The following is a 25,467-nucleotide window of genomic DNA, read 5'->3' on the forward strand; positions in this document are numbered from 1 at the left end:
GCGGCGGTCGCGGTCAACGGGCAAGTGCGACCTCGCCCGATGCCGGGGCCAGACTCACATAGGTGTCGAACCTGGCGACCTCCTTCTGCACCGCAGGGATGATGGTGTGGGCCCACAGTTCCAGCTGGCGGCACATGGCCGCGTGGCCCAGGTCGCCGATCTGCGTGTGGATGGCGACATGGTGCGGGCGCACCACGCGGATGTCGCGCACCAGCCGCTCGATCACCGTCTCCACGTTGCCGACCGGCAGGTTCGACTTGATCTTCTCCAGCGACAACTCCTCCGCAAAGGGCTGTTCGTTGATCATGTAGTCGTCGGCCACCGACTCGGCGCGCGTCTTCAACGCCACGGCCACACGCTGCTGGTAGCGCGCGCAATCCACGAAGTGATCGATCTCGGCCTCGTCGTCGCTGGCATAGGCAAAGCGCAGCAGTCCCAGCTTGGCCTTGGCCGGATCCTTGCCCTCGGACTCGCAGATACCGTCGATGACCGAACGCAGGCCGCCCATGCGCTTGTAATTGCCCAGCCCTCCGCCGATGAAGATCGAATGATCGTCGCGAATGGCACGGCGCATCAATTGCGGGTCGCCGCTGGCGATCCAGACCGGCGGCATCGGCTGCTGCACCGGCCGCACGCTGATCGATGACAGAAGCTGCTGATAGAACTGGCCCTGGTAGCTGAACTTCTTCTGCTTCAGGCCGAGCTCGATGATGTCCAGCATCTCGAGCGTGCGTTCCTTGGTGTTGTCCATCAACACGCCGAAGCGCTCGAACTCGAATTGCTGGTAACCGCCGCCGAGTCCGAGGTTCAGGCGGCCATTCGACAACTGGTCGACCAATGCGATCTCCGCCACCAGGCGCGCCGGCGTGTAGAGCGGTGCGACGATCACGCCCGGCCCGAGCCGTATGTTCTTCGTCAATGCCGCGCAATGGGCCACCATCATCAATGGCGATGGGCATAGCCCGTAATTAGAAAAATGATGCTCCGCAAACCAGGCGGCGCCAAAGCCCAATTCGTCGGCAAGACGAGTCAGCTCCACGGTGTCCGCAACGATCTGGTGCGAGGGTTTGTTCTGGTTGCGCTGCTGCAGCAGGTTGAAGATGCCGAAATCCATGCGTGCTCCTTGGTTATGGCGAGCACGTGTTCTCTGTGCTTCGCAGCCTTGATGGCGTGCAGAAATTCTAGGAATCGGGCGCTGTCTGCATAAGTACTTCAAATCGAACACGTGCTTTGCAGAAACCGCAAATAAAGCGTCTCTTCATTGCCTTCCTCATGGTTCATTCATGTTTCATGAGGGGGTTGCGCCGGCATCGAGCGACTCCGCGTGATTTCTGCAAAGCAGCTTTACGGCTTTTGTCGGTCTGGCGCCGGAGTCGAGCCACCCATAATTTCCGGCAATGCGGCTGTCGGGCTGCACACAGAAGAAAGGAGACGGACTTGTCAATGCAGTCCCAATTCAAGTTCGAGCAATTGCCGGAATCGGCCGCCTTGATGGACTTGCGCAAGGAGGTCCGCGCCTTCCTGGCCAGCGAGGAGCGGCAAGGCACCTGGAAGCCGGGCCCGGCCGGATGGGCGGGATTCGACCGCCAGTTCAGCCGACGGCTCGCGCGCCAGGGCTGGATCGGCATGACCTGGCCCAGGCAATACGGCGGCCACGAGAGAAGCGCGCTCGAGCGCCATGTGGTGACCGAGGAGCTGCTGTCCGCCGGTGCGCCGGTGCGGGCGCACTGGGTGGCCGACCGGCAGAGCGGTCCGGTGCTGATGCGCTTCGGCACCGAGGCGCAGCGCGCGTCCTACCTGCCGCGCATCGCGCAGGGCGAATGCACCTTCTGCATCGGCATGAGCGAAGCCGACTCCGGCTCCGACCTCGCGTCGGTACGGACCAGGGCCGTGGCGGTCGACGGCGGCTGGCAGGTCAGCGGCTCCAAGCTGTGGACCAGCAATGCACACCGCGCACACATGATGATCCTGTTCGCCCGCACCGCGGCGGCCGAGGAAGACCGGCGTGGCGGTGTCAGCCAGTTCCTCGTCGACCTGCAGTCGCCCGGCATCCGCATCAACGGCATCCGGAACCTGGCCGGTGAAGCGGACTTCAACGAGGTCGTGTTCGACAAGGTGTTCATTCCGCAGGAGATGCTGATCGGCACGCTGGGCAACGGGTGGAACCAGGTCAGCAGCGAACTGACCTACGAGCGCAGCGGCCCGGACCGCTGGCTCAGCACCTACTTCCTGCTGCGGCAACTGGTCGCCTGGACTTCGCTGCAGGCGACGTCCGCATCGCACACCGCCACCGGCCGGCTGGTCGCGCACCTGTGGACATTGCAGCGGATGTCGATGTCGATCGCAGGCATGCTGCAGCGTGGCGTGACGCCCGCCACCGAGGCGGCGCTGGTGAAAGACCTGGGCACCGGCTTCGAGCGCGAGATCCCCGAAGTCGCTCGCCTGCTTGCACCCGAGTCGGCCAGGTTCGACGGCCCGGCCGCCGACCTGCAGGCCGCGCTGGCGCGCGCCACATTGCACGCGCCATCTTTTTCGATCCGTGGCGGTACGCGCGAAATCCTGCGCGGCATCATCGCCAAGAGCCTGGGAATGCGATGAGCGAGATGATCGATATGGTGGTCGACTCGGCCACCCGGCTGTTCAACGACCTGGGCACGATTGCGCCGCACGGCGGTACGGAGCAAGCGCCGTGGCCCGCCGCCTTGTGGGAGCACGCCGCGCAGGCCGGGCTCTGCACGGCACTGGACGCCGAGTCCGACGGGGCGGATGCGCTGCCGCTGCCGGTGCTTGCGGCCTTGGCGCGAACCGTCGGGGCCACCGCCGCACCCATTCCCCTGGTCGAAACCCTGCTCGGCCAGTTGGCGCTGCACGCGGCCGGCCTGCCGGCGCCCACGCATCCGCTGGCATTCGGTCCGGTGCTGGCGTCGGACCGATTGCACCTGCAGCGCACGGCCACGGGCTGGGCGCTGTCGGGGCGCTTGCGGCGCATTCCATGGGGGCGCCACGTCGGGTCGATCGTCGCCATCGTCGCCTGCGGTGCGAGCCACGTCACCGTGTGCGTTCCGGCACCCGCGCCGCAGCAGCTGGGCCACAACCATGCGGGCGAGCCGCGTGACGATTTCGTCTTCGACGGCCTGCTGCTCGATGACGCCGCCGTCGGCGCGGAAGGCCGGGGCTGGGCGTGGGACCGGCTCTACTTCCAGGCCGCGCTGTGGCGTGCCGCCCAGATGAGCGGCGCCATGCAGACGGCGCTGGACCTCACGCTTCGCTACAGCGCCGAGCGCGTGCAGTTCGGCCGGCCCATCGGCAAGTTCCAGGCGGTCCAGCAGCAGGTGGCGATGATGGCCTCGCAGGTCGCGGCCACCGCCGCCGCGGTCGAGGCCGCGGTCGCCGCCGCCGCCGATGACGCGCCCGCGGCCCTGGCCGTCGCCGCCGCCAAGGCCCGCGTGAGCGAGGCGGCCGGCCATGTGGTGGCGGTGGCCCACCAGGTCCACGGCGCCATGGGCTTCGCGCTGGAGCACCCGCTGCATCGGAGCACCTTGCGCCTGATGTCCTGGCGCGACGAGTTCGGCTCCGACGCCGAATGGGCGAACTGGATCGGCCGCACCGTGGCCGATGTCGGTGCCGATCAGTTGTGGGCCTTCGTCACTGCGCCCCGGCAATTCCCTGAAGCCAACCGCTACCGGCTCGCCACCCATGCTTGAAAAGTTCTTCAATCCCGCCAGCATCGCGCTGATCGGCGCAACGGAAGACGCCACCAAGATCGGCGGCAAGGTCCTGAACACCCTGCTCCGCGAGAACTATGCCGGCCGCGTGTACCCGGTCAACCGCACACGCCCGGAGATTGCCGGCCTGCGTGCATACGCGCGCATCGCCGAACTTCCGGAGCGCGTGGATCTGGTGCTGATCGCGATTCCGGCCGCGCAGGTGCCGCAGGCACTGGAGGAATGCGCTGCGCACGGCATTGCCGCCGCGGTCATCTTCAGCTCGGGCTTCTCCGAGGAAGGCACCGAAGGCATGCGGCTGCAGCAGCAGGTCGAGGCCATCTGCAAACGTACCGGCATTCGCGTCAACGGACCGAATTCCGAAGGCTTCTTCAACGTGCGCCATGGCGTCGCCGCCACCTTCAGCCCGGCCATCGACCTGCCGCGGCCGGCCAGCGGCCCGAGCACCGGCATCGTCTCGCAAAGCGGCGGTCTCGGCTTTGCGCTCTACAACCGCGGTCGGCAACGCAACATGGCGTTCAGCCACATCGTCAGTGTCGGCAACCAGGTCGACCTGGAACTCAACGACTATGTCGACCACATGCTGGACGACCCCGGCACGGCCAACGTGATGCTGTACGTGGAGAGCTTCCGCCAGCCGCGCCGCTTCCTGCAGGTGGCCGAACGCGCCGCGCAGCTGAACAAGCCGCTGATCGTCGCGAAGGTGGGGCGCTCGCGCGCCGGCCAGCGCGCGGCGGCCTCGCACACCGGCGCCATGGTCGGCTCGGCCCGCGTGTCCGACGCGGTGCTGGCGCACCACGGCGTGCTGCGTGCGGACGACCAGGACGAGTTGCTGGACCTGGCTGCGGCCCTCTCGCAGCGCAAGCCGATGCGCGGCCCGCGCGTGGCGATCATCTCGACATCGGGCGGCACCGCGGTCTGGCTGGCCGACACCTGCGAGGCGATGGGGCTGGAGGTGCCGCCGATCGACGCGGAGCGCCAGGCACGGCTGGCACGCTTCATCCCGTCGTACGGCTCGACGGCGAATCCGGTGGACATCACGGCGCAAGGCGTCAACGCCTATGCGCAGTCGATGGAAGTGCTGGGCGACGCGGACTACATCGACGCCATCATCGTCGCCTCGTCCTTCGCGCACGACACGCGCCTGAAGAAGGAAGGCGAGGACATGGGCCGGCTGGCCCGCGAGTTGGGCATCCCGGTGGTGTTCTACAGCTACACGCTGCCCTCCGCCAGTTCCATGGCCATCCTCGATCGGCTCGGGCTGTATTGCTACACCAGCATCACGGGATGCGTGCGCGGGCTGCAGGGGCTTCTCGCCTATTCGCAGTTCCAGGCCGCCCGGGCTCAGCGGCCAGTGCCGGCCGCGCCGAAGCCCTTGCCGGCAGCCGTGCTCGACCTGCTCGGCCGCCCCGGCGCGCCGACACTGTGCGAATACGAATCCAAGCAGTTGCTGGCCGCCTTCGGCATCGCCGTACCGGCCGAGCGGCTGGCGAGGACACCCGAGCAGGCCGCAGAGTTCGCCGAAGCCATCGGCCTGCCGGTGGCGCTGAAGATCCAGTCGCCGCAGATTCCACACAAGACCGAAGCCGGCGGCGTGCTGCTGAACATCGACTCCGTCGCGGCCGTGCACGAAGGCGCGACCCGATTGCTGCACAACGCCAGGGCCTACGCGCCGCATGCCGACATCCACGGTGTGCTGGTCCAGGCGATGGGCCGGCCGGGCCTCGAGATGATCGCGGGCATCGTGCAGGACGCCGAGTTCGGCGCCATGGTGATGGTGGGCCTCGGCGGCATCCTGGTCGAAGTGCTGGACGACACGGCCTTGGCGCCGGCGCCCTTCGGCACGGCCACGGCGCTGTCGATGCTGAAGAAGCTCAAGGGCTATCCGTTGCTGACCGGCGTGCGCGGCCGCCCGCCCTGCGACGTCGACGCCTTGTGCGCGCTGCTGGTGGCGCTGTCGGACATCGCCGCCCGAACCGGTGACGTGCTGGCCGAAATGGATCTGAACCCGATCTTCGTGCACGCGGCCGGCGCGGGCCTGACGGTCGTCGACGCTCTCGGCGTCAGGAGTGCGCCATGAGTGAACTGCTGTTCGATGTCCATGCGCACATCGCGACCATCACGTTGAACCGCCCCGAGAAGCGCAACGCCTTCACGACGGCCATGCTGCACAGCTGGGCGGCTGCGCTGCAGGAGTCGCAGGCGCGCGACGACGTGCGCGCCATCGTGCTGACGGGCGCGGGCACCGCCTTCTGCTCCGGCGGCGATATCGGCAACATGCGCGACCGCGGCGAAGACACCGCGCTGCAGCGCAAGAATTCGCTGTCCGATCGCGTCCATCGGATTCCGATGACCATGATGGCCATCGACAAGCCGGTGCTGGTCGCGGTGAACGGCGTCGCCACGGGCGCGGGGATGGACATGGCGCTGATGGGCGACATCCGCATCGCCGGCAGCAGCGCACGTTTTGCCGAGACCTACGTCAAGGTGGGCATCGTGCCCGGCGACGGCGGCGCATGGTTCCTGCCACGGCTGGTCGGCATGTCGCGTGCGCTGGAGCTGCTGTGGACCGGCCGCTTCGTCGACGCCGCCGAGGCGGCGCGCCTGGGCCTGGTCAGCGAGGTGGTCGCCGACGAGGTCCTGATGGACCACACGCTGGCGCTCGCCCAGCGCATCGCCGCCGGCCCGCCGGTCGCCATCCGCATGATCAAGCGCGCCGCACGCCAGGCGCAGGCCATCGACCTGGCCACGCACCTGGACCAGATCTCGTCGCACATGGCCGTGGTCTACGCCACGGAAGACCACAAGGAAGCGGTGGCGGCATTCCTCGAAAAACGCACGCCGGTCTTCATCGGCAAATGACATGAGCTCCGACGCAACGACACCCATGACCATGGCCACCGTGACACCTTCTTCTTCCCCACGGCCCGATTCGCCTCGGCGGCTCGCCGACGTGTTCGAGATCGAACAGAACCTGTTCCGCTATGCGCGCGGTGTCGACCGCAAGGACTGGGCCCTGGTGCGATCCGCCTACCACCCCGATGCCTATGACAACCATGGCAACTACAAGGGACCGGTCGACGGATTCATCGCGTCGCTGGAGAAGCGCCATGCCACCATCGAACAATCGCTGCATGTCATCAGCAACGTGCTGATCGAGTTCGCTGGCGACGACAGCGCCCTGGTGGAGAGCTACTTCACCACCTACCAGCGGCTGAGCCCGGCCGCGGGTCCGTCACGACTCACCTATCTGAATGGCGAGGTCGCCGGTGCCGATGATGCGGTCGACAACGAAGTGGTCGGACGCTACGTCGACCATGTGACCCGGCGCGACGGCTGCTGGCGCATCCTGCACCGCGACGTGCTGTTCGACCTCTACCGCGCGCGGGTGGCTTCGGCCGGCGCGCTGGCCAATCCGGCACTGATGCGCTCGGCCCGCGACCATGCCGATGTGCTGTACGCCAAGCGGCAGGCCATCGGCCTCTGACCGCCAGGCCTGCGTACGGCAGGCGCCTACACCGTCGCGATCGGGGTCACCGGCGAGCCCGCGGCGCCGGGCAGGCGCAGTGGCGGCGCGGTCAGCAGGAACGCCGAACGGCCAGCCTGCGCCAGGTGCTGCGCGAGTGCCTGGAAGTGCCACAGCTCGCCCAGGTGCACGCCGAGCTTGAACAGGCAGTGCTCGTGCAGCGGCAGGAACGGGCGCGGATCGTCGGCCCGAAAGCTCTCCCTCGGCACCACTTCGACGGCGTTGTTGTCGGCGCACAGCGCGACGACGCCGCTGTCGGTGATCCATTGCAGCAGTTGCGCGTCGCTGCCGTCGAGTCCCGCGCAACTGTGCCTGAGCAGTTCGTGGTCGGGCTTGCCCTGCATGGACAGCAGCAGATCGGCATAGCCCGTGTAGAGACACAGAAAGTCGCCGGGCATGACCTCGATGCGCTGATCGCGCAGGATGTCCATCAGCGCCCGATAGCCGACGGCCACGCGTTCCGTGCCGTACACGGCCCACAGGTTGACCAGCACCGCACGCCCCTGCACGCCCGCCTGTGCCATGCGGTCGATGCCCAGCGGATTGGCGAGCGAAGACCCCGCCGCGTCGGGCGCGACGATGTCGTGTACCGCGCGGTAGCCGTTGTAGTAGACGATCTCGCGCTCGCCGGTGCCCCTGCTGTCGAAGGCCACGCCGACATGGCCCAGGCCGTCCCACTGTGTCGAGTACTGGGTGTGCAGCGTCACGACGTCGTCGCAGACATAGCCCGTCGCGCCGGCCACCAGCTCCGAGAAGGATCGATGGAAGTTGCAATGGCAGCCGTGTTCCACGCTGGCCGACATCTTCGGCGGCTCGCGCCCGATCGATGACGAGCCACCCGGAATGTCGAGTGGCAGGCTGAGCGTGAAGACCTTGCCTTCACGCACTTCGGCCACGGCGCGCAGCACGTGTGCCGGCGTCAGCAGGTTCATCCGGCCACGCTGGTCGTCGGCGCCGAAGTCTCCCCAGTTCGAGCCTTGCGGCCGGTGCGTCCAGCGGACGTTGTTCACATGTATCTCCTGTTGATGGAAAACGCCGGACCGGCTAGTGCGGCTGCCCGTCATGGCGCGTGAAAGTGCCCATGACGCCCTTTGGAAAGACCACGACGGCGACGACGAAGACGATGCCCTGCGCAATCGTGACCCACGAGCCGAAGGCTGCAAGGTAGTGTTCGATGCCGACCACCGCGAATGCGCCGACGAGCGGGCCGAGCAATGTGCCGATGCCGCCGACCAGCGTCATCAGCAGCACTTCGCCCGAGGTCGCCCAATGGACGCCGGGCAATGCGGCCACCTGGAATACCGTGGCGCTCAGGGCACCGGCAACGCCCGAGAAAGCCGCCGAGATCACGAACAGCAGCAGCTTGTAGCCATAGACGTTGTAGCCCAGCGAAATGGCGCGGGGTTCGTTGTCGCGGATCGCCTTCACGATCTGTCCGAATGGCGAATGGATGACGCGGTAGATGACCGCGGTGCCCGCGAGAAACACGGCCGCGCAGAAGTAGTAGGTGGCCAGGTCGCCGGAGACGTCGATGACGCCGAAGAGCGGCAGCCGCGGCGCGCCCTGAATGCCGTCTTCACCTCCGGTGAATGGCGCCTGCAGGCAGAAGAAATAGACCATCTGCGCCAGCGCCAGCGTGATCATCGAGAAATAGACGCCTTGCCGGCGTATGGACAGCGCGCCGATCGGCAAGCCGATCGCGGCGGCCGTCACCGCGCCCAGCAGCAGTGCCAGTTCGGGCGACAGGCCCCATTGCTTCGCCGCATAGGCGGCGGCGTAGCTCGCCATGCCGAAGAAAGCGGCATGGCCGAAGGACATCAGGCCGCCAAAGCCGATCAGCAGATTGAAGGCCGTCGCAAACAGCGCAAGGCACAGCACCTTGGCCAGGAACAACGGATACAGCAACAGCGGCCCGAGCGCGATCAGCAGCGCCAGGCCGCCGAGGAATGGCAGCGGACCCTGCAGGCGCGAAAGACGCGTTGCCGGTGGGCGTGGACGAGACTCGACCATCATGTCTTGCGGAACGCTCATCGCGGGCCCTTTCCAAACAGGCCCGCGGGCCGGATGGCCAGAACGATGGCCATGATCACGAAGATCACCGTGGTCGAGGCCGCGGGATAGAAGGTCTTGGTGAGTCCTTCGCAGATGCCGAGACCGAAGCCCGCCACCAGCGCGCCCACCATCGAGCCCATGCCTCCGATCACCACGACCGCGAACACGGTGATGATCAGATCGGCCCCCATCATGGGATTGACCGCATACATCGGTGCCGCCAGCACGCCGGCGAATGCGGCCAGCGCCACCGCGGTGCCGTAGGTCAAGGTGGCCAGCAGCTTGACGTTGATGCCGAAGGCTTCCGTCAATGCGGCGTTCTCGGTCGCCGCACGCAGGTAGGACCCCAGCCGCGTCTTCTCGATCGTCATCCAGGTGGCGGCGCACAGCGCGAACGACACGCCCACCACCCAGATGCGGTAGTACGGCGCATACATGAAGCCGAGGTCGATGCCGCCCCTGAGTTCGGCCGGCACGCCGTAGGGCAAGCCGGCGGCGCCATAGCGGTCGCGCACCAGGCCCTGGACGATCAGCGCCAGGCCATAGGTCAGCAGCATGCCGTAGCGGTGGTCGTAGCTCACGCGGGAGATCAGCGTGCGTTCGATCACGATGCCGATCAGGCCGACGCCCAGTGGCGCCAGCAGCAGCGACCACCAGTAGGACACCCCGAGCTGGTCGAGCAGCAGCCAGGCCACCAGCGCCCCGAGCATGTATTGGGCGCCGTGCGCGAAATTGATGACGTTGAGCAGCCCGAACACCACCGCCAGCCCGAGGCTCAGCGTCGCGTAGAACGCACCATTCATCACGCCCAACAGCAGTTGCCCGTACAGGGCCTGCGTTGAGATTCCGAAAATCTCCGTCATGGACCAGGCTCCTTGCCGCTAACGATTGAACTGATCGACTGCCACGTCTCAGACACCCAGGTACCGATGCAGCTTGTCCTGGTTGGCGGCCATGTCGGCATTGGCAAAGCTGTCGACGACGCGGCCGGTCTCCATCAGGTAGTGCCGGTCGGCCACGCTCGCGGTGAACTGGAGGTTCTGCTCGACCAGAAGCACGGTGTAGCCGCGTGCCTTCAGTTGCTGCAGCGCCTTGCCGATCTGCTGCACGATGACGGGCGCAAGCCCCTCGGTCGGCTCGTCCAGCAGGATCAGCCGTGCGCCGCTTCGCAGCACGCGCGCAATCGCGAGCATCTGCTGTTCACCGCCGGACAGCAGGTTGCCGAAGCTCCGCAGCCGCTCCCGCAGGTTCGGGAACAGCGTGAAGATCTCCTCCTCGCTGTAGCCGCCGGGCCGCTTGATCGGCGGCAGCCGCAGGTTCTCCGCGACAGTCAACGAGGCATAGATGCCACGCTCTTCGGGCACATAGCCGATGCCCTGGGCTGCGATCCTGCGCGGCGACAGAATGCCGAGATCGACGCCGTCGAACATGAGGGATCCGCTGCGCCGTTGCAACAGGCCCATGAGCGCCTTCAGCGTCGTCGTCTTCCCGGCGCCGTTGCGGCCGATCAGCGTGACGATCTCGCCCACGCGAATCTCGAAGTCGACGCCATGCAGCACATGCGACTCGCCATACCAGCCGTTCAGTCCCGCAACGCTCAGAAGCGTCCGTGCATGTCCGCTGGCCACCGGAGTCGGCGCCTGGGCAAGGAGGGCTTCATGCATGGCCTTGTCCCAGATAGGCTTCGACGACACGCGGATCGCGCGACACGTCGGCATAGGAGCCGTCCGCGATCACCGACCCACGCGCCAGCACCGTGACCCGGTCGGACAGGTTCGACACCACCGACAGGTTGTGCTCCACCATCAGCACCGTGCGGTTCACGGAGACTCTGCGGATCAGGTCGACGATGCGACCGATGTCCTCGTTGCCCATGCCGGCTGTCGGTTCGTCCAGCAGCATCAGGCGCGGCTCCATGGCCAATGTCGTTGCAATTTCCAGAGCGCGCTTGCGCCCATAGGCCAATTGCCGCGCCGGCTGATCGATGAAGTCGATGAGACCCACCTGCTCGAGCAACTCGCCGGCACGGGCATCGAAGCGGCGCAGCGTGCGCTCGGACTCCCAGAACCTGTATGAATTGCCCTGTCTTCGCTGCAGCGCCACACAGACGTTCTGGCGCACGCTGAGGTCGGAGAACACGGCCGATATCTGAAACGAACGCACCATGCCGCGGGCGGGCATGGCATGCGCAGGCACACCCGCCAGGTCCTCACCCGCGAAGAAGATCGATCCGGCGCTGGGCTCCATGAACTTCGTGAGCAGATTGAAGCAGGTCGTCTTGCCCGCGCCATTGGGTCCGATCAACGCGTGCACCGTGCCTTCGCGGACCGCCAGATCGACACCGGCCACTGCGCTGAAGCCATTGAAGGACTTCTTCAGTTGCCGCGTCTCGAGTATCACCTTGTTGTCCATCTTCTCGGGACTCGGCAAGACTCAGCGAGCAGCGGTCTTGACCAGCGGGCACTCGGGATTCTGTGCGCCATAGGCTTCATTGCCCGGCACGCGCGAGAGCACCTGATAGAAATCGTATTTGTACTTGGACTGGGCGGGTGCCTTGATCTGCATGAGGTACATGTCCTGCAGCGCACGGCCGTCCTCGCGGATCAGAACGTCCTTGTTGTACATGTCGTTCATGCGCATCTCCCGCATCTTGGCTGCGACCAGATCCGGATCGGTGCTCTTGGCCGCCTCCATGGCACGCAGCATGTGCAAGGTGGCGCTGTACGCACCGGCGTTGACCTCGGAAGGAACCTTGCCGTCGTACTGCGCCATGAAGCGCTTCGCCCAGGCGCGGGTCTGTTCATTCAGGTCCCAATAGAACGACGTCGAGATCGTCATGCCCTGCGCCTTGTCGAGGCCGAGCGCGGCAACGTCGTTGATCATCACGAAGAAGCCGACGATCTTCTGCTTGCCGTCGTCCATGCCGAACTCGGAGGCCTGCTTCAGCACGTTCACGAGGTCCGATCCGGCCAGTGCCAGGCCGATCGCATTCGCCTTGGACGATTTGGCCTGCAGCAGGAAGGATGAGTAGTCGATCGACCCCAGCGGCGCCGACACCGTGCCCACGACCTTGCCGCCTGCACGGTCGATGAAAGCCGTTGCGTCCTTCACGATGTTCTTGCCGAAGGTGTAGTCGGCCGCAATGAAGAACCATTGGTTCTCGCCGCGCTGGACTGTCGATGCGCTCGGCACCTTGGTCATCGAATAGGTATCGAAAGCGAACTGGAAGCCGTAGGGCGAGCACGCCTTGCCCACGAGATCGGTGCTGGTCGACGCCGAGTCGAGCGTGATGATCTTCTTGTCCTTGCCGAGTTGCTTGAGCGCAAAGCCGACCACGGACGTACCGCCGCCGTGGATCAGTGCCACCACCTTGTTGTTGTCGATCCATTGGCGGCTCAGCGAGGTGGCCAGATCGGCCTTGTTCTGGTGGTCTGCCTGGACCACTTCGATGGGCCGGCCCAATACCTTGCCGCCAAAGTCCTCGATGGCCAGGCGGACGGCCACTGTGGAGCCACGGCCGCCGATGGCGGAATAGGCTCCGCTCTGATCGGCAATCACGCCCAGCCGTATCGGCTCGTCGGATCGGGCGGCCGGCTGGGCTGCGGCCATCAGGGGAACCGCCATGGCGGCAACGCAAAAAGCCATCCAGGCACGTCGTTTGTGACCCATGTCTTGCTCCAAATCTTTTGTGGTGCTGTCAATGCAGCTTGTCTCCGAAAAAGATTGTTGCATCGCGGTCTTTGGCGCGATACCCGGCATTGCCGAAAAGCATTGTTTTGAAAAGCGCAAAGATCATCGGCGTCGCAATTGAATCGCCACGGTTAAATTCGGCCGGGCATATGGAGACAACAGTGACTGCACTCAGCATCGATCTTGATTCCGTCGAACTGGTGCTCGGTGGCTTGCGCCGGCCCGAATGCGTGCTGGGCACGAGGAGCTCCGGCCTCTTCGTATCCCACAAGGGCATTGGCGTGCAGCACATTGCACCGGACGGACATCGCGCGCTTCTTGGAATGCCGAACGGCGGAGACGACCGCTTCGTGCCGAACGGCATTGCCTTGCGGCGTAACGGCGTTCTGTTGATCGCCAACATGGGCAGCGAAGGCGGTGTCTGGCAGATCGATCGCCAGGGAGAATTGCGACCCTTTCTTCTCGACGTCGAAGGCAGGCCATTGAGCGCCGCCAATTTCGTGATGGTCGATCGCAAGGACCGCGTCTGGATCTCCATCAGCACACGGACGGTGCCCCGCTCGCTGACCTACAACGACCGCGTCGCCGACGGCTATGTGGTGGTGGTGGACCAGCGAGGTCCGAGAATATTTGCCGAGGGATTCGGATTCACCAACGAGTGCCGCCTCTCGCCGGACGAGGACGCCTTGCATGTGGTCGAGACATTCGGGCGGCGTATCAAGCGCGTCCCGGTGGATGAGGCGGCAACCCCGGCCGATGCGGAGATCTTCTCGGAATTGGGCTCCGGCGCTTTTCCCGACGGCGCCGCATTCGATGCCGAAGGGCATCTGTGGGTCACCAGCATCATCAGCAATCGGCTGTATCGAATCTCGCCGACTGGAGACGCCAGGATCGTTCTGGAAGACAACGACCCGGCCGCACTCTCACGGATCGAGGCGATCTATCAGGCGGGACAACTCGGATTGGAGCACCTGCACGCGACCAGCAGCCGCAAGCTGCTGCCGATTTCGAGCATCACTTTCGGTGGCGCCGACTTGCGCACGGTGTATCTGGGAACGACGCACGGCGAATCGCTCGGGTGCTTTCGCAGCCCGGTGGCCGGCGCACCGCTGTCGCACTGGAACTACGTGGCCAAGGCTTAGGCCAGGGCACCCGGCACGTTGGCGCCGGCGAACTTGATGCGGCACGTGTCCGCAACCGCCCGATGTGCGCGCGCTCTCAGCGGCGGCCGTGCCGCCATCCGTGCGCCATCGGCACCAGCGGCTTCCGGCGCGCCGCGGAGCATCGCGAACCGGTCGTCGGCCTCGCGGCGCAGACGCGCGATCTCTTCGATGTCGGCGGACGACGCCTTCAAACGCCCGCCGCATGTTCTCTGGTGCAGCATATGGACCGCACCGTAGGCCGCGGCCTCGGCGCCGATCCAGTCCGCAAAGCCGGCATCGCGGCCCGCGTCGGCGGCAACGTTCCCGGGGTTCACGGCAGCCTGCTCGGTGCCTGTGGCGTAGGGCGACTGCGCAAGCACGGGCGAGGACGTTGCGGCAGCGGCGGTATGACTCATGTCGGGCTCCATCTCGTTCGACCGGCTGAAACTACCTTGCCGGAAAACACCGGCATGTAGGAGGCGGCTGAAATCTTCGACATGCACGGATGACAACGCTCAGGGCTGCTTCGGCCGGTTCGGCATCTCCGTGTCTGCCGTGTCCCGGGGCGATGGTTTGCCCGGCGGCGGCTCCGGCTGCGCCTTGTCGTGCAGGACGCCATTGACCTCAGCGCCGAAGATCAGCGTGGTCGCACTGATGTAGAGGAACACGAGCGTCGCGACCACGCCCGCGAAGCTGCCGTACAGCAGTGCGAGCTTGCCGGCGGTGCGCAGCGTGTACGACAGCGTGGCCGCCGCGCCCACCCACAGCGCCGCCCCGACCAGCGCACCGGGCACGACGGTGTACAGGCGCTGGCGAATGTCGGGCAGCCAGCCGTACAGCAGCGCATACAGCGTCGTGAGCGCCAGGAAGGCCGTGCCGTAGCGCACGCTGTTGTGCAGCCAGAGCACCTCGCGCCCGCCCAGGTTGGTCTCCAGCAACTGCCAGACATACGGCATGACGATCACCGAGCTGAACGCCGCGAGGATGCCGGCACCGACGATCACAGTGAACAACGTGACCTTGATGCGCGCCTTCCAGAAAGGCAGGCCGCGCTGGATGCCGTACGACCGGTTCAGCGCGGAACGAATGGCCTGCATGCCCGAGGAGGCCGTCCACAGCGTCGCGATCAGGCCGACCGTCAGCAGCGCCTGGTTGCGCTGGGCCAGAACCTGCTTGATGACCGGCTGCATCGCGTCGCGCACCAGTTGCGGCGCATAGCCCATGACCCGGTCGGCCAGCGCTGCCGCGTCGCCGGGCTGGCCGATGAAGCCGGCGGCGGCGGACAGCAGGATCAGCAGCGGAAACATCGCCAGCACCGACGAGAACGCCAGGCTTCCGGCCTGGTTCGCGCTCTGGTGGAGGATGTAGTTGCGGATCGCCAGCAGGATGACCCGCAGTCCGGGGGTGGTCAACGCGGCGTGCTTCACGCCGCGCCAGGCGTCGCCCAGGCGTCTCATCGGGCGGTGAGTCAAGCCGGCCCTCCCGCAGCGGGTTCGGGCAAGGTGGCGAATCGGACTGGGCAGGCGATGGTCATGATCGATCATGGCATGGCGGCGCCGACGACCGACCGCGTCGCAGCCCGCTCAGGGCGGCGGCACGATGATCCAGATCGCCACGGTCTTGTCCTTGGACGACGGATTCACCCACATGTGGCTGAGCGACGGCGGAAAGGTGAAGGTGTCGCCGGCGTACAGGTGGTGCGACACGTTGTCCACCACGATGATCAGCTCGCCCTCCTTGATGTGGACCAGGTCGGACGCCGCGTTCAGCGTGTAGGGCTCCGAGCCCGAACCACCGCTCGGCTCGATCACCGACAGCAGCGCCATCATGTGCTCGTTGCTGGAGCCGGAGATCAGGAACTCCGACATGCCCTGCCCGCCCAGGCTGATCGGGGTGCCTTCGGATGCGCGCACCAGGTTGGTGGCGGGCGGATCGAACAGCGAGCCTGGCCGTATGCCGATTGCGTTGCACACGCGCAGCAGCGTGGCGACCGAGGCGGCCACGGCATCGCGCTCGAGCCGGCTCAGGAAGGACTTGGTGATCCCGGCGACGTTGGCCACCTGTTCGATCGACAGGCTGCGCGCCTTTCGCGCGGCACGCAGGCGCTCTCCCAGGTGGATGTCGTCCTGCGGCGGGCGAACGACCTGCAGCGGCGCGGCGACCTTCTTGGGCGTGCGTGGAATGCTGCGCGGAGCGGGCGCCGCGACCGGTTCGGGCGCACTGGCGGGCGGCGCGCTCTTCGGGGTTTTCGGTGACTGTCGGGAAGTGGAGCGGGCCATGAAACGAGTTTAATCAGTCGATTGCGTTTGCCGTTCGCACGCCGCGTAATGCGCCGCAATCTGTGCACCCGTGGCAATCCAGATGTCGTCGTGGCTGCGTGCGTGGTCGAGGAACTCCGTCATGATCATGAAGCCCTTGGGCCGGCCCGAGACCTGGGGGTGCATCACCATCGACACCACGCCGCCCCATTCGCGCGTCTGCGCGAGTTCGTCCTTCCAGATCGACACGACATGCCCGCGCGGCATCAGCGTGCGCGGCGAATGGCGGTGCGTCAGGCCATAACCCCAGTCGTCGAAACTGAAGTTGACGGGGATCTCGATCACGCCGGGCCGGCCGTCTTCCAGCACGTGCCGGTAGGGCCGGATGTCGTCGCGCCACGAACTGGAATAGACGAAGCCGCGGTCGGTGAGCATCGCGAGCAGTTCGGCCACGCTCTCGCCATACGGCGCGCGGTAGCCGGCCGGCTTCACGCCCAGGATCCGCTGCAGGGCGTCGAGCCCCTGTTCGACCTCGTCCTGCATGGCCGCCAGCTGGCCGGGCTCCGGCCGCTTGTGCCAGTAGCCGTGGTGCGCGACCTCGTGGCCGCCCTTGACGATCGATTCGCACAGCGCCGGATGCGCATCGAGCGCCCAGCCGGTCACGAAGAAGGTCGCCTTGATCTCCCGGTCCGCCAACGCTTCCAGGATCTTGGGAATGCCGACGCGTGCCTCGTAGCCGCCGTACGAGCGCGTCACCAGCCGGCGCTCGCTCAGCGCGTCGAAGGCGAGCCAGATGGATTCGCCGTCGACATCGAACGCAGGCATCAGCGCGCAGCGATGGTCGTCGGGCCAGGGGAACTCGGGAGCCGGTGGCGCCTGATTGGCGGCGGCCGGCTTGCGGGAGGTGTAGTCGTCTGCCATGCGCGTGGCCTCGGTTTCGGGTTCAGGGTTGTGCCAGGAAGGCGTCGATGGCGGTGTCGAGCGCCAGTGCGGCAGCGTCGGCCTGCGCGCGCAGCGCGGCGACCTGCGCGCGGTCGGCGTCCAGCAGCAGCCGGGCCGCTGCCGATTCGCGCGCGACCGAGGTGGACGCCGGGCCGCCATACAGCACGCGGCGTTCCACGAAGGCGCGCGGGTCCATGGCGTCGGCGAACACCGCGACGGACAGATGCGGTGCGGGCGCGCCGATCTCCACGGCCGCTTCGTCCAGGTGGGCGGACGTGGCCGCGTCGGGCCGGATGCCGGCCGCCGCGCAGCGCCGCACGAGCACCGCGACGACCTGGTGCGACGTGCGCCAGTCGAAGCCCGCCACGCGCACCAGGGCGCCGGACAGGTCGGTCACCTGCGCCCAGTTGGCGCCGGCGAGCGTGTGCATGCGCTGCACGTTCACGGCCATGTCGCGCAGCAGCGGTCCCATGCTGTCGAAGCGCACGCCGAGATCGCGGCCGAGGTCCCACAAGATGGCCTGGCTGTTGCGGCGTTCCATGATCGGGAAGCCGGTCGGGCCCTTCTCGGCGGCCATCACCGTGACCACCACGCCCATCGAACGCGCGGCCACCGACTTCATGTCTTCGAGGCCGTCCGGGTTCTTCTTCTGCGGCATGATGCTGCTGGTCCCGCAATAGCGGTCCGGCAACTCCACCATCGCGAACTCGGTGGTCGACCACAGGATCAGGTCGTCGGCGATCCGGCCCAGCCCCTGCGCCACCACGGCCAGCACGCTGGCGTATTCCATTTCCAGGTCATGGCTCAGGATCGCGTCCATCGTGTGCGGCAGCGGCTCGTCGAAGCCCAGCAGGTCCGACACGCGCTGGCGGTTCAGCGGGAAGTCGCTGCCGGTGAGGATCGCGGCGCCGGCCGGCGAACGGTTGAGTCGCACATGGAAGGACAGCAGCCGCGCCGTGTCGCGCGCGAAGACCTCCGCGAACATCGTGGCCCAGTGGGCGAAGGTGGTGGGCTGCGCATGCTGGCCATGCGTGTAGCCCGGCATCACCGTGCCGAGATGAATGCCCGCCAGGTCGAGCAGCGCCTGGCGCACGTCGCACAACGCACCGAGCAGCGCATGCACGTGGTTGCGGAAGGTCATGCGGCGCGCGACCTCGATCAGGTCGCCCGAGCTGCGGCCCAGGTGCAGGCGCCCGCCCACCGCTTCGCCCTGGGTCTGGATCAGGTAGTGCTCGCCCGAATGCATGCCGCCATCGGCCCGGCCGCGCACTTCTTCCACGCCGCCGCGCTCGATCTCGCGGAACGCCGACAGGATCTTCCGGCCGATGTCGCGGGTGTTGATGCCCTCTTCCGACAGCATCAGCGCATGCGCCTTGTCGAAGGCGTGGATCGCGTGGACCGACTCGCCCAGCAAGCTGGACTTGTGCGAATTCAGATGGGCCAGCGGCTCTTCGGTGAGCCGTGCGCCGACGCCGCGAAAGCCGCTGTAGCCTGCGTGTTCAGTGCTCATGGAGCGCCTCCTTGCGTGCAATCGGGTGGCGGCCGTAGACCGCGAAGGTGAAGGCCAGGTAGGCGGCCAGCATGGAGGTCATGTCCTTGACGTCGGTCGTCGGATTCACCTCGGTGATCGCCATGGCGGCGCAATGCGGTGCGAGCATCTCGACCATCTCGAGCGCTTCGGCCGAACTGATGCCGCCCGGTTCGTGCGCGCCCGCGCCGGGTGCGAAGGCCGGGTCGATCGCGTCGATGTCGAAAGACAGGAACAGGTGGTCGGCATTCTTCGTGCGTTCGAGGATGCGGCGAACCGTTTCCTGCGGCCCGAGCTTCAGCACCTCGCGCGCCGAGAGGTGCACCAGGTCGTTCTCGCGCTTGAACTGGCCGGAGGCCGGAAAGTTGAAATGCCGCTCGCACACCTGGATCGAGTCGGTCGCTGCGATCCGGTCGAGTTCGAGCGCACGGCGCATGCCGCTGGACTGGCTGAAGCGGCCTTGCTGGGGACTGTTGTCCATCAGGTCGAGATGCGCATCGAAATGGATGATGCCGATGCGGCCCGGCAGCGCTTCGTGCACGCCATGCGCCACGGGAAACAGCAGGCAGTCGTCGCCGCCGATCACGATCGGCGCGCGGCCGGAGGCGATCGACGCGCTCACCGCCTGGCGGGTGGCGGCAAAGGTCGCCTCGACATCGTGCGGCACCACGGCGACGTCGCCACGGTCGACCATCAGGTTGTCGCCGACCTCGAGGTCCTTGTTGTCGCCTAGCGAGAAGATCTTGCCGTCCTGGATGCGCATGTTGATCCAGCCTGCGCACATGCGTACGCGTTCCGGCGCATAGCGCGAGCCGGGATAGCCGAGCGTCGACTGTCCGTCGTAGGGGACGCCGAGCAGATCGGCGCCCCGGAGGGTGTTCTGGGTCATGTTGTTCCTGGTGATGTGTTCGATGCGGCTCAGGTGGCCGCGGGTTGGGTCAGGCGGGCCAGGCCGCGGAGGTCGTCGCCCTGCCCGAGCTGCAGCACGCGCCGCGCGAGCGCTGCGGCGGCGTCCGGGCCCAGCACCGGGTCGGCGAGCGAGTGGTACTTGGCCAGCAGGCTGTCGTCGGACAGCGGGTTGCCGGGCGAGCCCAGCGGCACGTCGATCGCGCGACGGTGCTCAATGCCCGCGTCGGTGCGCAGCAGCACTTCGGCCGCCACGTTGCTCGACAGCGTCGTCGCCTCGCGCACTTCCACGCGCTGCATCAGCGCCGCGATGGCGGGGTCGCGCCGGTGGGCCTCGTCGAAGCGGCTCAGGTCCGCCGCGCCGTGCAGCGCGGCGATCGCCACCGCATAGGGCAGGCTCATCTGCGCGTCGACGAAGCTGCCGATCGACTTGTTGCCGCACATGCGGGCGACCGTCGGGGTGACGGTCACCGCGACGCTGGCGATCTGCCCGGGCGCGAGGCCTTCGCGCAGGCCGATCACGGCCTCGACCGCCGCATGGGTGCCGCGGCACGATGCATAGGGCTTGATCGACGAGCGATGGATGCGCCAGTTGCTGCCGAGGTGGCGCGTGAGCAGTTCGGGCTCGGCCACCTCGCCCACATAGGTCTTGAAGAAGCCGCCCCAGTCGGCCTCGAAGACCTGCGCGGGAGCGACCAGGCCTGCGCGGGCCATCTCGACCGCCAGCAGGCCGGCGCTGGCCGCATGGCCGGGATGCATGCGCTTCGTCATGGCCCCGTCGCCGAGAAAGGCCCAGGTGCCGGATGCGAAGGAACCGGCGACGCCCAGCGCACGGGCCGTGGTGGCGGCGTCGCAGCGCAGCAGCCGCGCCACGGCCGCCGCGGCGCCGAACACGCCGCAGGTGCCGGTCGAATGCCAGCCCGCGCCGTTGTGCCCGTCGTAGCCGCCGCTGGCCTCCATGACGCGCCGGCCGACCTCGTAGCCGACCAGGATGGCGCAGAGCAGGTCGGCCTCCGACGCAGCCGCAGCGCCTTCGCTCGGCGGCAATGCGAGCGCCGCCATCACCGCGGGCACCACCACCGCGCCGGAATGGTCGCAGCCGCTGGCGTCGTCGAGTTCGAGCGCATGCGCCGCGGTGCCGTTGACCAGCGCACTCACCCCGGGAGGCGCCGAGACATCGCGCCCCCAGAGTTCGGCGCCGCCGGTTTCGCCGAAGGCGACGCGTGCCGCGGCCCAGGCGGCCATCGGTTCGGGCTGGCGCGCGCCGCCCAGCGCGGCGCCGAGCGTGTCCAGCGTGTGGCGCCGCACCGCCTTCACGGTGTCGGGCGACAGCGCCGCCATCGTCACCTGCGAGGTGAACCCGGCCAGCACCTGCGACAGCGAGGGCGTGTTCATTTGCCGACGGCACCCTTGGCGATCGGTGACGCGGCCGATGCCGCAGGCTGCGTGTTGATGGTCACCGTCTGCACCTTGGCGTAGGGCAGCGCCCAGGCGTCGAAGATGCGCGCATAGCTGCCGTCCGAGATCATCAGCGTGAGCGCCTGCGCCACCGCATCGCGCAGCGCCGGGTTGGTCTTGGCAAAGCCGAAGCCCGCCAGGTCGACCGCGATCGGCTGGCCGATCAGCACGAAGGCACCCTTGTCGGACGACTTCGGGAATTCGTTGAGATAGCGGATGGCGTCCACGCCCTGCGCCGCGGCGACCACCCGGCCCTGGATGATCTGCAGCCGCGCATCGGCCGTCTTGTCGGTCAGCGAGTACTTGATCTCCGGCAGCTTGCGCGCAATGCAGACGTTCTTGTTGAACTCCTGCAGCCGCACGAAGAAGATGCCGTTGCGGTTGACCGCCACGTCCTTGCCGCAGGCGTCCTCGACCTTGTTCAGTCCCTTGGCCTGGTCGGGCATCGTGAAGAGCTGCGTGCCGGTGGAGAAGTAGTCGACGAAGTCGACCTTCTCGCGGCGCGCCGGAATGTCGGTCATGCCCGAGGCGCCCATGTCGATGCGGCCGGTGTCGAGCGAATTGATCAGCTGGTCGAACGACTGCTCGGACCACTCGACCTGCAGGCCCAGGCGTTTGGCGACCTCGACCGTCAGGTCGATGTCCAGGCCCTGCAGCTTCTGCGTCATCGGGTCCTTGAACTCCAGCGGCGGGTAGGTCGGACTGGTACCGACGCGCAGCTTGCCGGCCTTGCGGATGGCGTCCGGCACGAGCGACGACGCGCTCGCAGCGGTCTGGGCCAAGGCATGCAGCGACAGCGTGGCGCAGAGCAGCGCGGCGGCCAGCATGCGGGTGTGCGAAAGGATGGATGTCTTCATGGGGGGACGTGGCTCAGTGAATGGGTTCGGGCGTGGTCGCGCGCTGCACGAACGCGCGGGTCCGGGCCTGGACGGGGTTGTTGAATATCTGGTGCGGCGTGCCGATCTCGACGATGCGGCCCGCCTCCATGAAGGCGATGCGGCTGCAGACCGCACGCGCAAAGGCAAGCTCGTGCGTCACGACGAGCATGGTCTGGCCCGATGCGGCCAGTGCCTTCATCACGTCCAGCACCTCGCCGACCAGCTCGGAATCGAGTGCCGAGGTCGGCTCGTCGAACAGCAGCACCTTCGGCCGCATGGCCAGCGCGCGCGCGATCGCCACGCGCTGCTGCTGTCCGCCCGACAACTGCGACGGATAGCGCTGCTCGAAACCGCGCAGACCGACCTGGGCGAGCAGCTCGGCCGCCAGCGCCTCGGCTTCGCGGCGAGCCGTGCGGCGGACCACCATCGGGCCGAGCGTGACGTTGTCGAGCACCGTCTTGTGGGCGAACAGATTGAAGCGCTGGAACACCATGCCGGTGGCCGAACGCTGGCGTGCGACCTCGGCATCGGGCAGCCGATGGAGCGCGTCCTTGCCGGCGCGGTAGCCCGCGAACTCGCCGTTGACGTACAGATCGCCGCTGTCCACGCCCTCGAGCTGGTTGATGCAGCGCAGGAGCGTGCTCTTGCCGGCGCCCGACGGGCCGATGATGCCGAGCACCTCGCCCTGCCCCACATCCAGCGACACGTCGGTCAGCACCTGGGTCGTGCCGTAGCGCTTGCACAGCTGGCGTGCGATGACCACCGCGCTCATTGGGTTGCCTCCGCCCTGCGGGCTGCGGCGCGATCGCCTTCGGGCGGCCGGGCGGCGCTCATCGGGTTGCCTCCGCCTCGTTGCGGCCCTGCGCCATCGCGCGGTGCGCCGAACGCGACAGGCGCGTCTCCAGCATGCGCTGCAGCAGGCTCAGCAGCGTGACCGCGATCAGGTAGTAGATGGCGCAGACGATCAGCAGCTCGATCACGCGGCTGTTGACGTAATAGATGAGCGACGCCGAATGGATGAGTTCGCCATAGTTGACGACCGCCGCGAGCGAGGTGGTCTTGAGCATGCCGATCACCTCGTTGCCGATCGGCGGCGTGATCACGCGCAGCGTCTGCGGCAGCACCACATGGCGCATCAGCTGCCACTGGGTCATGCCGACGGATTGCGCGGCCTCGTACTGGCCGCTGTCGATCGAGAGGATGCCGCCGCGGATGACCTCGGCCGTGTAGGCGCCCTGGCAGATGCCCAGGCCCAGCCACGCGGCCAGGAAGGGCGTCATCACGGTGACCGTCTTCACTTCCCACAGGCCCGGTATGCCGATGGTCGGAAACACGAGCGCGAGGTTGAACCAGATCAGCAACTGCAGATAGACCGGCGTGCCGCGGAACAGCCAGATATAGCCGGACGCCATCGCCTGCGAAACCGGGTTCTGCGACAGCCGCATCAGTGCGGCCACCAGGCCGAGTGCGATGCCCAGCGCCATCGATGCGGCGGTGAGGATCAGCGTGTTGCCGAGCCCGCTCAGGATCACCGGCGCGGTGAAGAAGGTCGCGACATAGGGCCAGTCGATGCGGCCCAGCGCGAAGGCGCGCACGAGAAACGCCAGCACGCCGACGCACAGCAGGCCGGCGACCCAGCGCCCCGGCCGCGCGGCGGGGCGCCGGACGCGCAAGGCAGGTGTTGCGACGGCGCCGATGACGGCGACGGGAGGCAAGGCTGACACGGAAACTCCTGACCGGATCGATGCGTGGAAGAGGCGCCATGCCGGTCGCGGCATGGTTCTTGTTAGTGAACCTGAGTGTATTGATGCGCAACTTTTCGCGCAAGCAAAAAGTTTCCTAATAAGAAACTTTTGAACTCATCATGAAGACCATCTGCCAAGTCGGGCTGGCGCATCAGAGCTTGTGCGTCGACAGGAAGATGCTGGTCTCCGACGTGGCGATCCCCGGTATCAGCCGGATCCGGTTGAGCACGCTGTCGAAGGCCTCCAGGTTGTCGGCCCGCAGCTCGGCCACCACGTCCCAGCGGCCGTTGGTCGTGTGCAGCGCCTCCACGTTGGGGTCGCCGCGCAGCGCCTGCAACACACGCGATGTCGTGTTCCCTTCGATCGAAATGCTGGTGATGGCGCTGATGCGCTGCGGCCCGGCGGCGGGCTTCAGCCGCACGGTGTAGCCGACGATCACGCCGGCGGCTTCCAGCCGGGAGAGGCGGTTCTGGACCGTGGCGCGCGACACCTGGAGCTTCTTGGCCAGGGTGGCAGCCGATTCGCGCGCGTTGTCGCGCAGCAGGCTCAGGAGGCGGACGTCTGTCTCGTTCATGTGTGCATATCGCCAGAAGGCATGGTCAATCTGCCAAGGTGTCGATCGAAATCTGCGATCTCGACACTTTCGCTTAAATGTTCGTGGTGCGAAACTTTATTCGAATGTGACTGCCGTTGAGCAGCTTTCATGCCCATTCGATCCAGGGTCTCCCGTGCACGCCAGAAAACACCTTCGCCTCCGCCCCTGCCAGCCCGCCGAACTCCGGCGCGAACGCACCTGACACACCCCGCCATGGAAGTCGATTTCGAAACGCTGGCGCCCTACCCGCGCTACAAGCTGATGTCGAGCCTGATCGTGCCGCGCCCCATCGCGCTGGTCACCACGCTCGGTGCGACCGGCGTCGTGAACGCCGCCCCCTTCAGCCTCTTCAACATGATCGGCGAGGACCCGCCCCTGCTCCTGCTGAGCATCAGCAAGGGCGCCGACGGCCAACTGAAGGACACCAGCCGCAACATCCTCGCGCGCAAGGAATTCGTCGTGCACATCGCCGATGAAGCCATGGCGACGGCGCTGCATCGCTGCGGCGCCGCGCTGCCGCCCGACACGAGCGAGGTCGATGCCAACGGGCTCGACGTCCTGCCCTCGACGGCCGTGGCGCCGCCACGCATCGCGCAGGCACCGGTCGCCTTCGAATGCGTGCTCGCCGAAGTCACCGAGACCGGCAACCGCCACGTGTTCATCGGCCGCGTCCTGCGGCTGCACGCGCGCGACGGATTGCTGGACCTCGACAGGCACCACGTGAACCTCGACGGCTACCTGCCGGTCGGTCGCTTCGGCTCGACGCTCTACCTGCGGACGGGCGAACGCTTCATGCCCGAGGACTGAGCGCGTGCGTCCGCCTTCGTGCGGTGCATCGCGCGAAGGCGGTGCATCGGCGCACCAACATGAGCAGGGTTTCCTGCAGGTATACATAAGAATCAAATGTGTACAAATAGAAAACTAAATGTTCCATGTGGCACAGATTCTGCTGAATGTGTGAACAACCAAAGTTGAACTACAGGACACCTCTGATGAAGCACTCCCGACCTGCCGCAAGGCCG

Annotated in this window: 26 protein-coding genes; 7 read left to right on the forward strand and 19 right to left on the reverse strand. The window is 66.9% G+C overall.

Annotated features, from left to right (window positions below; genetic code table 11):
* Window positions 1-13: 13 nt before the first annotated feature.
* Window positions 14-1,114, reverse strand: coding sequence for an LLM class flavin-dependent oxidoreductase (locus tag AC07PZ_RS11905; protein WP_495295298.1), 1,101 nt, complete (start codon window positions 1,112-1,114; stop codon window positions 14-16).
* Window positions 1,115-1,443: 329 nt separating this feature from the next.
* Here AC07PZ_RS11905 and AC07PZ_RS11910 point away from each other — a divergent pair, with 329 nt between their 5' ends.
* The 5 genes from AC07PZ_RS11910 to AC07PZ_RS11930 are packed head-to-tail and all read left to right on the forward strand — an operon-like array spanning window position 1,444 to window position 7,212.
* On the forward strand, window positions 1,444-2,598 hold the full coding sequence (locus tag AC07PZ_RS11910; RefSeq protein WP_495295688.1) for an acyl-CoA dehydrogenase family protein: 1,155 nt from the start codon (window positions 1,444-1,446) through the stop codon (window positions 2,596-2,598).
* The gene (locus tag AC07PZ_RS11915) at window positions 2,595-3,704 is read left to right on the forward strand and encodes an acyl-CoA dehydrogenase family protein (RefSeq protein ID WP_495295299.1); all 1,110 of its coding nucleotides are present in this window, start codon (window positions 2,595-2,597) and stop codon (window positions 3,702-3,704) included. Before AC07PZ_RS11910 ends, AC07PZ_RS11915 begins: the two co-directional genes overlap by 4 nt.
* Window positions 3,697-5,805, forward strand: coding sequence for an acetate--CoA ligase family protein (locus AC07PZ_RS11920; protein WP_495295300.1), 2,109 nt, complete (start codon window positions 3,697-3,699; stop codon window positions 5,803-5,805). The genes AC07PZ_RS11915 and AC07PZ_RS11920 overlap by 8 nt, the downstream gene beginning before the upstream one ends.
* Window positions 5,802-6,587 carry an enoyl-CoA hydratase-related protein gene (locus AC07PZ_RS11925; RefSeq protein WP_495295301.1) on the forward strand — a complete coding sequence of 262 codons (786 nt, stop codon included), beginning with the start codon at window positions 5,802-5,804 and terminating at the stop codon, window positions 6,585-6,587. The genes AC07PZ_RS11920 and AC07PZ_RS11925 overlap by 4 nt, the downstream gene beginning before the upstream one ends.
* 1 nt (window position 6,588) lies before the next feature.
* Entirely contained in the window at window positions 6,589-7,212 is a 624-nt protein-coding gene (locus AC07PZ_RS11930) for a nuclear transport factor 2 family protein (RefSeq protein ID WP_495295302.1), read from the forward strand.
* Between the two features lie 26 nt (window positions 7,213-7,238).
* Here the strand turns inward: AC07PZ_RS11930 and AC07PZ_RS11935 are convergent, their stop codons facing one another.
* From AC07PZ_RS11935 to AC07PZ_RS11965, 7 genes are all read right to left on the reverse strand, one after another.
* Window positions 7,239-8,261 (reverse strand): cyclase family protein, encoded by a 1,023-nt coding sequence (locus AC07PZ_RS11935; RefSeq protein WP_495295303.1) that lies wholly within the window; start codon window positions 8,259-8,261, stop codon window positions 7,239-7,241.
* A 34-nt stretch (window positions 8,262-8,295) separates the two neighbouring features.
* A complete protein-coding gene (locus AC07PZ_RS11940) occupies window positions 8,296-9,282 on the reverse strand; it encodes a branched-chain amino acid ABC transporter permease (RefSeq protein WP_495295304.1) in 987 nt (328 codons plus the stop codon).
* Window positions 9,279-10,166, reverse strand: coding sequence for a branched-chain amino acid ABC transporter permease (locus AC07PZ_RS11945; protein ID WP_495295305.1), 888 nt, complete (start codon window positions 10,164-10,166; stop codon window positions 9,279-9,281). The genes AC07PZ_RS11940 and AC07PZ_RS11945 overlap by 4 nt, the downstream gene beginning before the upstream one ends.
* 48 nt (window positions 10,167-10,214) lie before the next feature.
* The gene (locus AC07PZ_RS11950) at window positions 10,215-10,967 is read right to left on the reverse strand and encodes an ABC transporter ATP-binding protein (protein ID WP_495295306.1); all 753 of its coding nucleotides are present in this window, start codon (window positions 10,965-10,967) and stop codon (window positions 10,215-10,217) included.
* Window positions 10,960-11,715 (reverse strand): ABC transporter ATP-binding protein, encoded by a 756-nt coding sequence (locus AC07PZ_RS11955; protein WP_495295689.1) that lies wholly within the window; start codon window positions 11,713-11,715, stop codon window positions 10,960-10,962. The genes AC07PZ_RS11950 and AC07PZ_RS11955 overlap by 8 nt, the downstream gene beginning before the upstream one ends.
* Before the next feature lie 21 nt (window positions 11,716-11,736).
* Entirely contained in the window at window positions 11,737-12,927 is a 1,191-nt protein-coding gene (locus AC07PZ_RS11960) for an ABC transporter substrate-binding protein (RefSeq protein ID WP_495295307.1), read from the reverse strand.
* Between the two features lie 73 nt (window positions 12,928-13,000).
* Window positions 13,001-13,171, reverse strand: a complete 171-nt coding sequence (locus tag AC07PZ_RS11965; protein ID WP_495295308.1) for a hypothetical protein — start codon at window positions 13,169-13,171, stop codon at window positions 13,001-13,003.
* Here AC07PZ_RS11965 and AC07PZ_RS11970 point away from each other — a divergent pair.
* The gene (locus AC07PZ_RS11970) at window positions 13,155-14,135 is read left to right on the forward strand and encodes an SMP-30/gluconolactonase/LRE family protein (RefSeq protein WP_495295309.1); all 981 of its coding nucleotides are present in this window, start codon (window positions 13,155-13,157) and stop codon (window positions 14,133-14,135) included. The genes AC07PZ_RS11965 and AC07PZ_RS11970 overlap by 17 nt on opposite strands.
* On the opposite strand, the gene AC07PZ_RS11975 is transcribed toward AC07PZ_RS11970, so the two are convergent.
* The 11 genes from AC07PZ_RS11975 to AC07PZ_RS12025 all read right to left on the reverse strand — a co-directional run bounded on the left by AC07PZ_RS11975 (window position 14,132) and on the right by AC07PZ_RS12025 (window position 24,424).
* Window positions 14,132-14,551 (reverse strand): hypothetical protein, encoded by a 420-nt coding sequence (locus AC07PZ_RS11975; RefSeq protein WP_495295310.1) that lies wholly within the window; start codon window positions 14,549-14,551, stop codon window positions 14,132-14,134. The two genes, AC07PZ_RS11970 and AC07PZ_RS11975, sit on opposite strands and share 4 nt — an antisense overlap.
* 99 nt (window positions 14,552-14,650) lie before the next feature.
* Complete coding sequence (locus tag AC07PZ_RS11980; RefSeq protein WP_495295311.1) at window positions 14,651-15,592, reverse strand: YihY/virulence factor BrkB family protein; 942 nt, start codon at window positions 15,590-15,592, stop codon at window positions 14,651-14,653.
* Between the two features lie 126 nt (window positions 15,593-15,718).
* Window positions 15,719-16,414 (reverse strand): helix-turn-helix domain-containing protein, encoded by a 696-nt coding sequence (locus AC07PZ_RS11985; RefSeq protein WP_495295312.1) that lies wholly within the window; start codon window positions 16,412-16,414, stop codon window positions 15,719-15,721.
* A 9-nt stretch (window positions 16,415-16,423) separates the two neighbouring features.
* A complete protein-coding gene (locus tag AC07PZ_RS11990; RefSeq protein ID WP_495295313.1) occupies window positions 16,424-17,314 on the reverse strand; it encodes a polysaccharide deacetylase family protein in 891 nt (296 codons plus the stop codon).
* Window positions 17,315-17,336: 22 nt separating this feature from the next.
* Entirely contained in the window at window positions 17,337-18,845 is a 1,509-nt protein-coding gene (gene argH / locus AC07PZ_RS11995) for an argininosuccinate lyase (protein ID WP_495295314.1), read from the reverse strand.
* Window positions 18,835-19,752: an arginase family protein gene (locus tag AC07PZ_RS12000; protein WP_495295315.1), complete on the reverse strand. Its 918-nt coding sequence runs from the start codon at window positions 19,750-19,752 to the stop codon at window positions 18,835-18,837. Before AC07PZ_RS12000 ends, argH begins: the two co-directional genes overlap by 11 nt.
* A gap of 29 nt (window positions 19,753-19,781) precedes the next feature.
* Complete coding sequence (locus tag AC07PZ_RS12005) at window positions 19,782-21,164, reverse strand: MmgE/PrpD family protein (RefSeq protein ID WP_495295316.1); 1,383 nt, start codon at window positions 21,162-21,164, stop codon at window positions 19,782-19,784.
* Window positions 21,161-22,084, reverse strand: coding sequence for an ABC transporter substrate-binding protein (locus tag AC07PZ_RS12010; protein ID WP_495295317.1), 924 nt, complete (start codon window positions 22,082-22,084; stop codon window positions 21,161-21,163). Before AC07PZ_RS12010 ends, AC07PZ_RS12005 begins: the two co-directional genes overlap by 4 nt.
* A 13-nt stretch (window positions 22,085-22,097) precedes the next feature.
* Complete coding sequence (locus AC07PZ_RS12015) at window positions 22,098-22,877, reverse strand: amino acid ABC transporter ATP-binding protein (protein WP_495295318.1); 780 nt, start codon at window positions 22,875-22,877, stop codon at window positions 22,098-22,100.
* A 58-nt stretch (window positions 22,878-22,935) separates the two neighbouring features.
* Window positions 22,936-23,829 (reverse strand): amino acid ABC transporter permease, encoded by an 894-nt coding sequence (locus AC07PZ_RS12020; protein ID WP_495295319.1) that lies wholly within the window; start codon window positions 23,827-23,829, stop codon window positions 22,936-22,938.
* A 172-nt stretch (window positions 23,830-24,001) separates the two neighbouring features.
* On the reverse strand, window positions 24,002-24,424 hold the full coding sequence (locus AC07PZ_RS12025; protein ID WP_495295320.1) for an Lrp/AsnC family transcriptional regulator: 423 nt from the start codon (window positions 24,422-24,424) through the stop codon (window positions 24,002-24,004).
* A gap of 234 nt (window positions 24,425-24,658) precedes the next feature.
* Between AC07PZ_RS12025 and AC07PZ_RS12030 the strand changes: the two genes are divergently transcribed.
* A complete protein-coding gene (locus AC07PZ_RS12030; RefSeq protein ID WP_495295321.1) occupies window positions 24,659-25,252 on the forward strand; it encodes a flavin reductase family protein in 594 nt (197 codons plus the stop codon).
* The last annotated feature ends 215 nt before the right edge of the window (window positions 25,253-25,467 follow it).

The sequence above is a fragment of the Variovorax sp. GW821-FHT10B04 genome (genome assembly GCF_059415645.1).

What these genes read in the sequence shown, in the direction of transcription:
- AC07PZ_RS11930 (WP_495295302.1), top strand. Translation starts at nt 6,589, where the DNA reads ATGAGCTCCGACGCAACGACACCCATGACCATGGCCACCGTGACACCT.
- AC07PZ_RS12030 (WP_495295321.1), top strand. Translation starts at nt 24,659, where the DNA reads ATGGAAGTCGATTTCGAAACGCTGGCGCCCTACCCGCGCTACAAGCTG.
- AC07PZ_RS11990 (WP_495295313.1), bottom strand. Translation starts at nt 17,314, where the DNA reads ATGGCAGACGACTACACCTCCCGCAAGCCGGCCGCCGCCAATCAGGCG.
- AC07PZ_RS11975 (WP_495295310.1), bottom strand. Translation starts at nt 14,551, where the DNA reads ATGAGTCATACCGCCGCTGCCGCAACGTCCTCGCCCGTGCTTGCGCAG.
- AC07PZ_RS12010 (WP_495295317.1), bottom strand. Translation starts at nt 22,084, where the DNA reads ATGAAGACATCCATCCTTTCGCACACCCGCATGCTGGCCGCCGCGCTG.
- AC07PZ_RS11965 (WP_495295308.1), bottom strand. Translation starts at nt 13,171, where the DNA reads ATGCTGAGTGCAGTCACTGTTGTCTCCATATGCCCGGCCGAATTTAAC.
- AC07PZ_RS11960 (WP_495295307.1), bottom strand. Translation starts at nt 12,927, where the DNA reads ATGGCGGTTCCCCTGATGGCCGCAGCCCAGCCGGCCGCCCGATCCGAC.
- AC07PZ_RS12005 (WP_495295316.1), bottom strand. Translation starts at nt 21,164, where the DNA reads ATGAACACGCCCTCGCTGTCGCAGGTGCTGGCCGGGTTCACCTCGCAG.
- AC07PZ_RS12000 (WP_495295315.1), bottom strand. Translation starts at nt 19,752, where the DNA reads ATGACCCAGAACACCCTCCGGGGCGCCGATCTGCTCGGCGTCCCCTAC.
- AC07PZ_RS11910 (WP_495295688.1), top strand. Translation starts at nt 1,444, where the DNA reads ATGCAGTCCCAATTCAAGTTCGAGCAATTGCCGGAATCGGCCGCCTTG.
- AC07PZ_RS11940 (WP_495295304.1), bottom strand. Translation starts at nt 9,282, where the DNA reads ATGAGCGTTCCGCAAGACATGATGGTCGAGTCTCGTCCACGCCCACCG.
- AC07PZ_RS11945 (WP_495295305.1), bottom strand. Translation starts at nt 10,166, where the DNA reads ATGACGGAGATTTTCGGAATCTCAACGCAGGCCCTGTACGGGCAACTG.
- AC07PZ_RS11920 (WP_495295300.1), top strand. Translation starts at nt 3,697, where the DNA reads ATGCTTGAAAAGTTCTTCAATCCCGCCAGCATCGCGCTGATCGGCGCA.
- AC07PZ_RS11905 (WP_495295298.1), bottom strand. Translation starts at nt 1,114, where the DNA reads ATGGATTTCGGCATCTTCAACCTGCTGCAGCAGCGCAACCAGAACAAA.
- AC07PZ_RS11915 (WP_495295299.1), top strand. Translation starts at nt 2,595, where the DNA reads ATGAGCGAGATGATCGATATGGTGGTCGACTCGGCCACCCGGCTGTTC.
- AC07PZ_RS11980 (WP_495295311.1), bottom strand. Translation starts at nt 15,592, where the DNA reads ATGAGACGCCTGGGCGACGCCTGGCGCGGCGTGAAGCACGCCGCGTTG.
- argH (WP_495295314.1), bottom strand. Translation starts at nt 18,845, where the DNA reads ATGAGCACTGAACACGCAGGCTACAGCGGCTTTCGCGGCGTCGGCGCA.
- AC07PZ_RS12025 (WP_495295320.1), bottom strand. Translation starts at nt 24,424, where the DNA reads ATGAACGAGACAGACGTCCGCCTCCTGAGCCTGCTGCGCGACAACGCG.
- AC07PZ_RS11925 (WP_495295301.1), top strand. Translation starts at nt 5,802, where the DNA reads ATGAGTGAACTGCTGTTCGATGTCCATGCGCACATCGCGACCATCACG.
- AC07PZ_RS12015 (WP_495295318.1), bottom strand. Translation starts at nt 22,877, where the DNA reads ATGAGCGCGGTGGTCATCGCACGCCAGCTGTGCAAGCGCTACGGCACG.
- AC07PZ_RS11985 (WP_495295312.1), bottom strand. Translation starts at nt 16,414, where the DNA reads ATGGCCCGCTCCACTTCCCGACAGTCACCGAAAACCCCGAAGAGCGCG.
- AC07PZ_RS11955 (WP_495295689.1), bottom strand. Translation starts at nt 11,715, where the DNA reads ATGGACAACAAGGTGATACTCGAGACGCGGCAACTGAAGAAGTCCTTC.
- AC07PZ_RS11950 (WP_495295306.1), bottom strand. Translation starts at nt 10,967, where the DNA reads ATGCATGAAGCCCTCCTTGCCCAGGCGCCGACTCCGGTGGCCAGCGGA.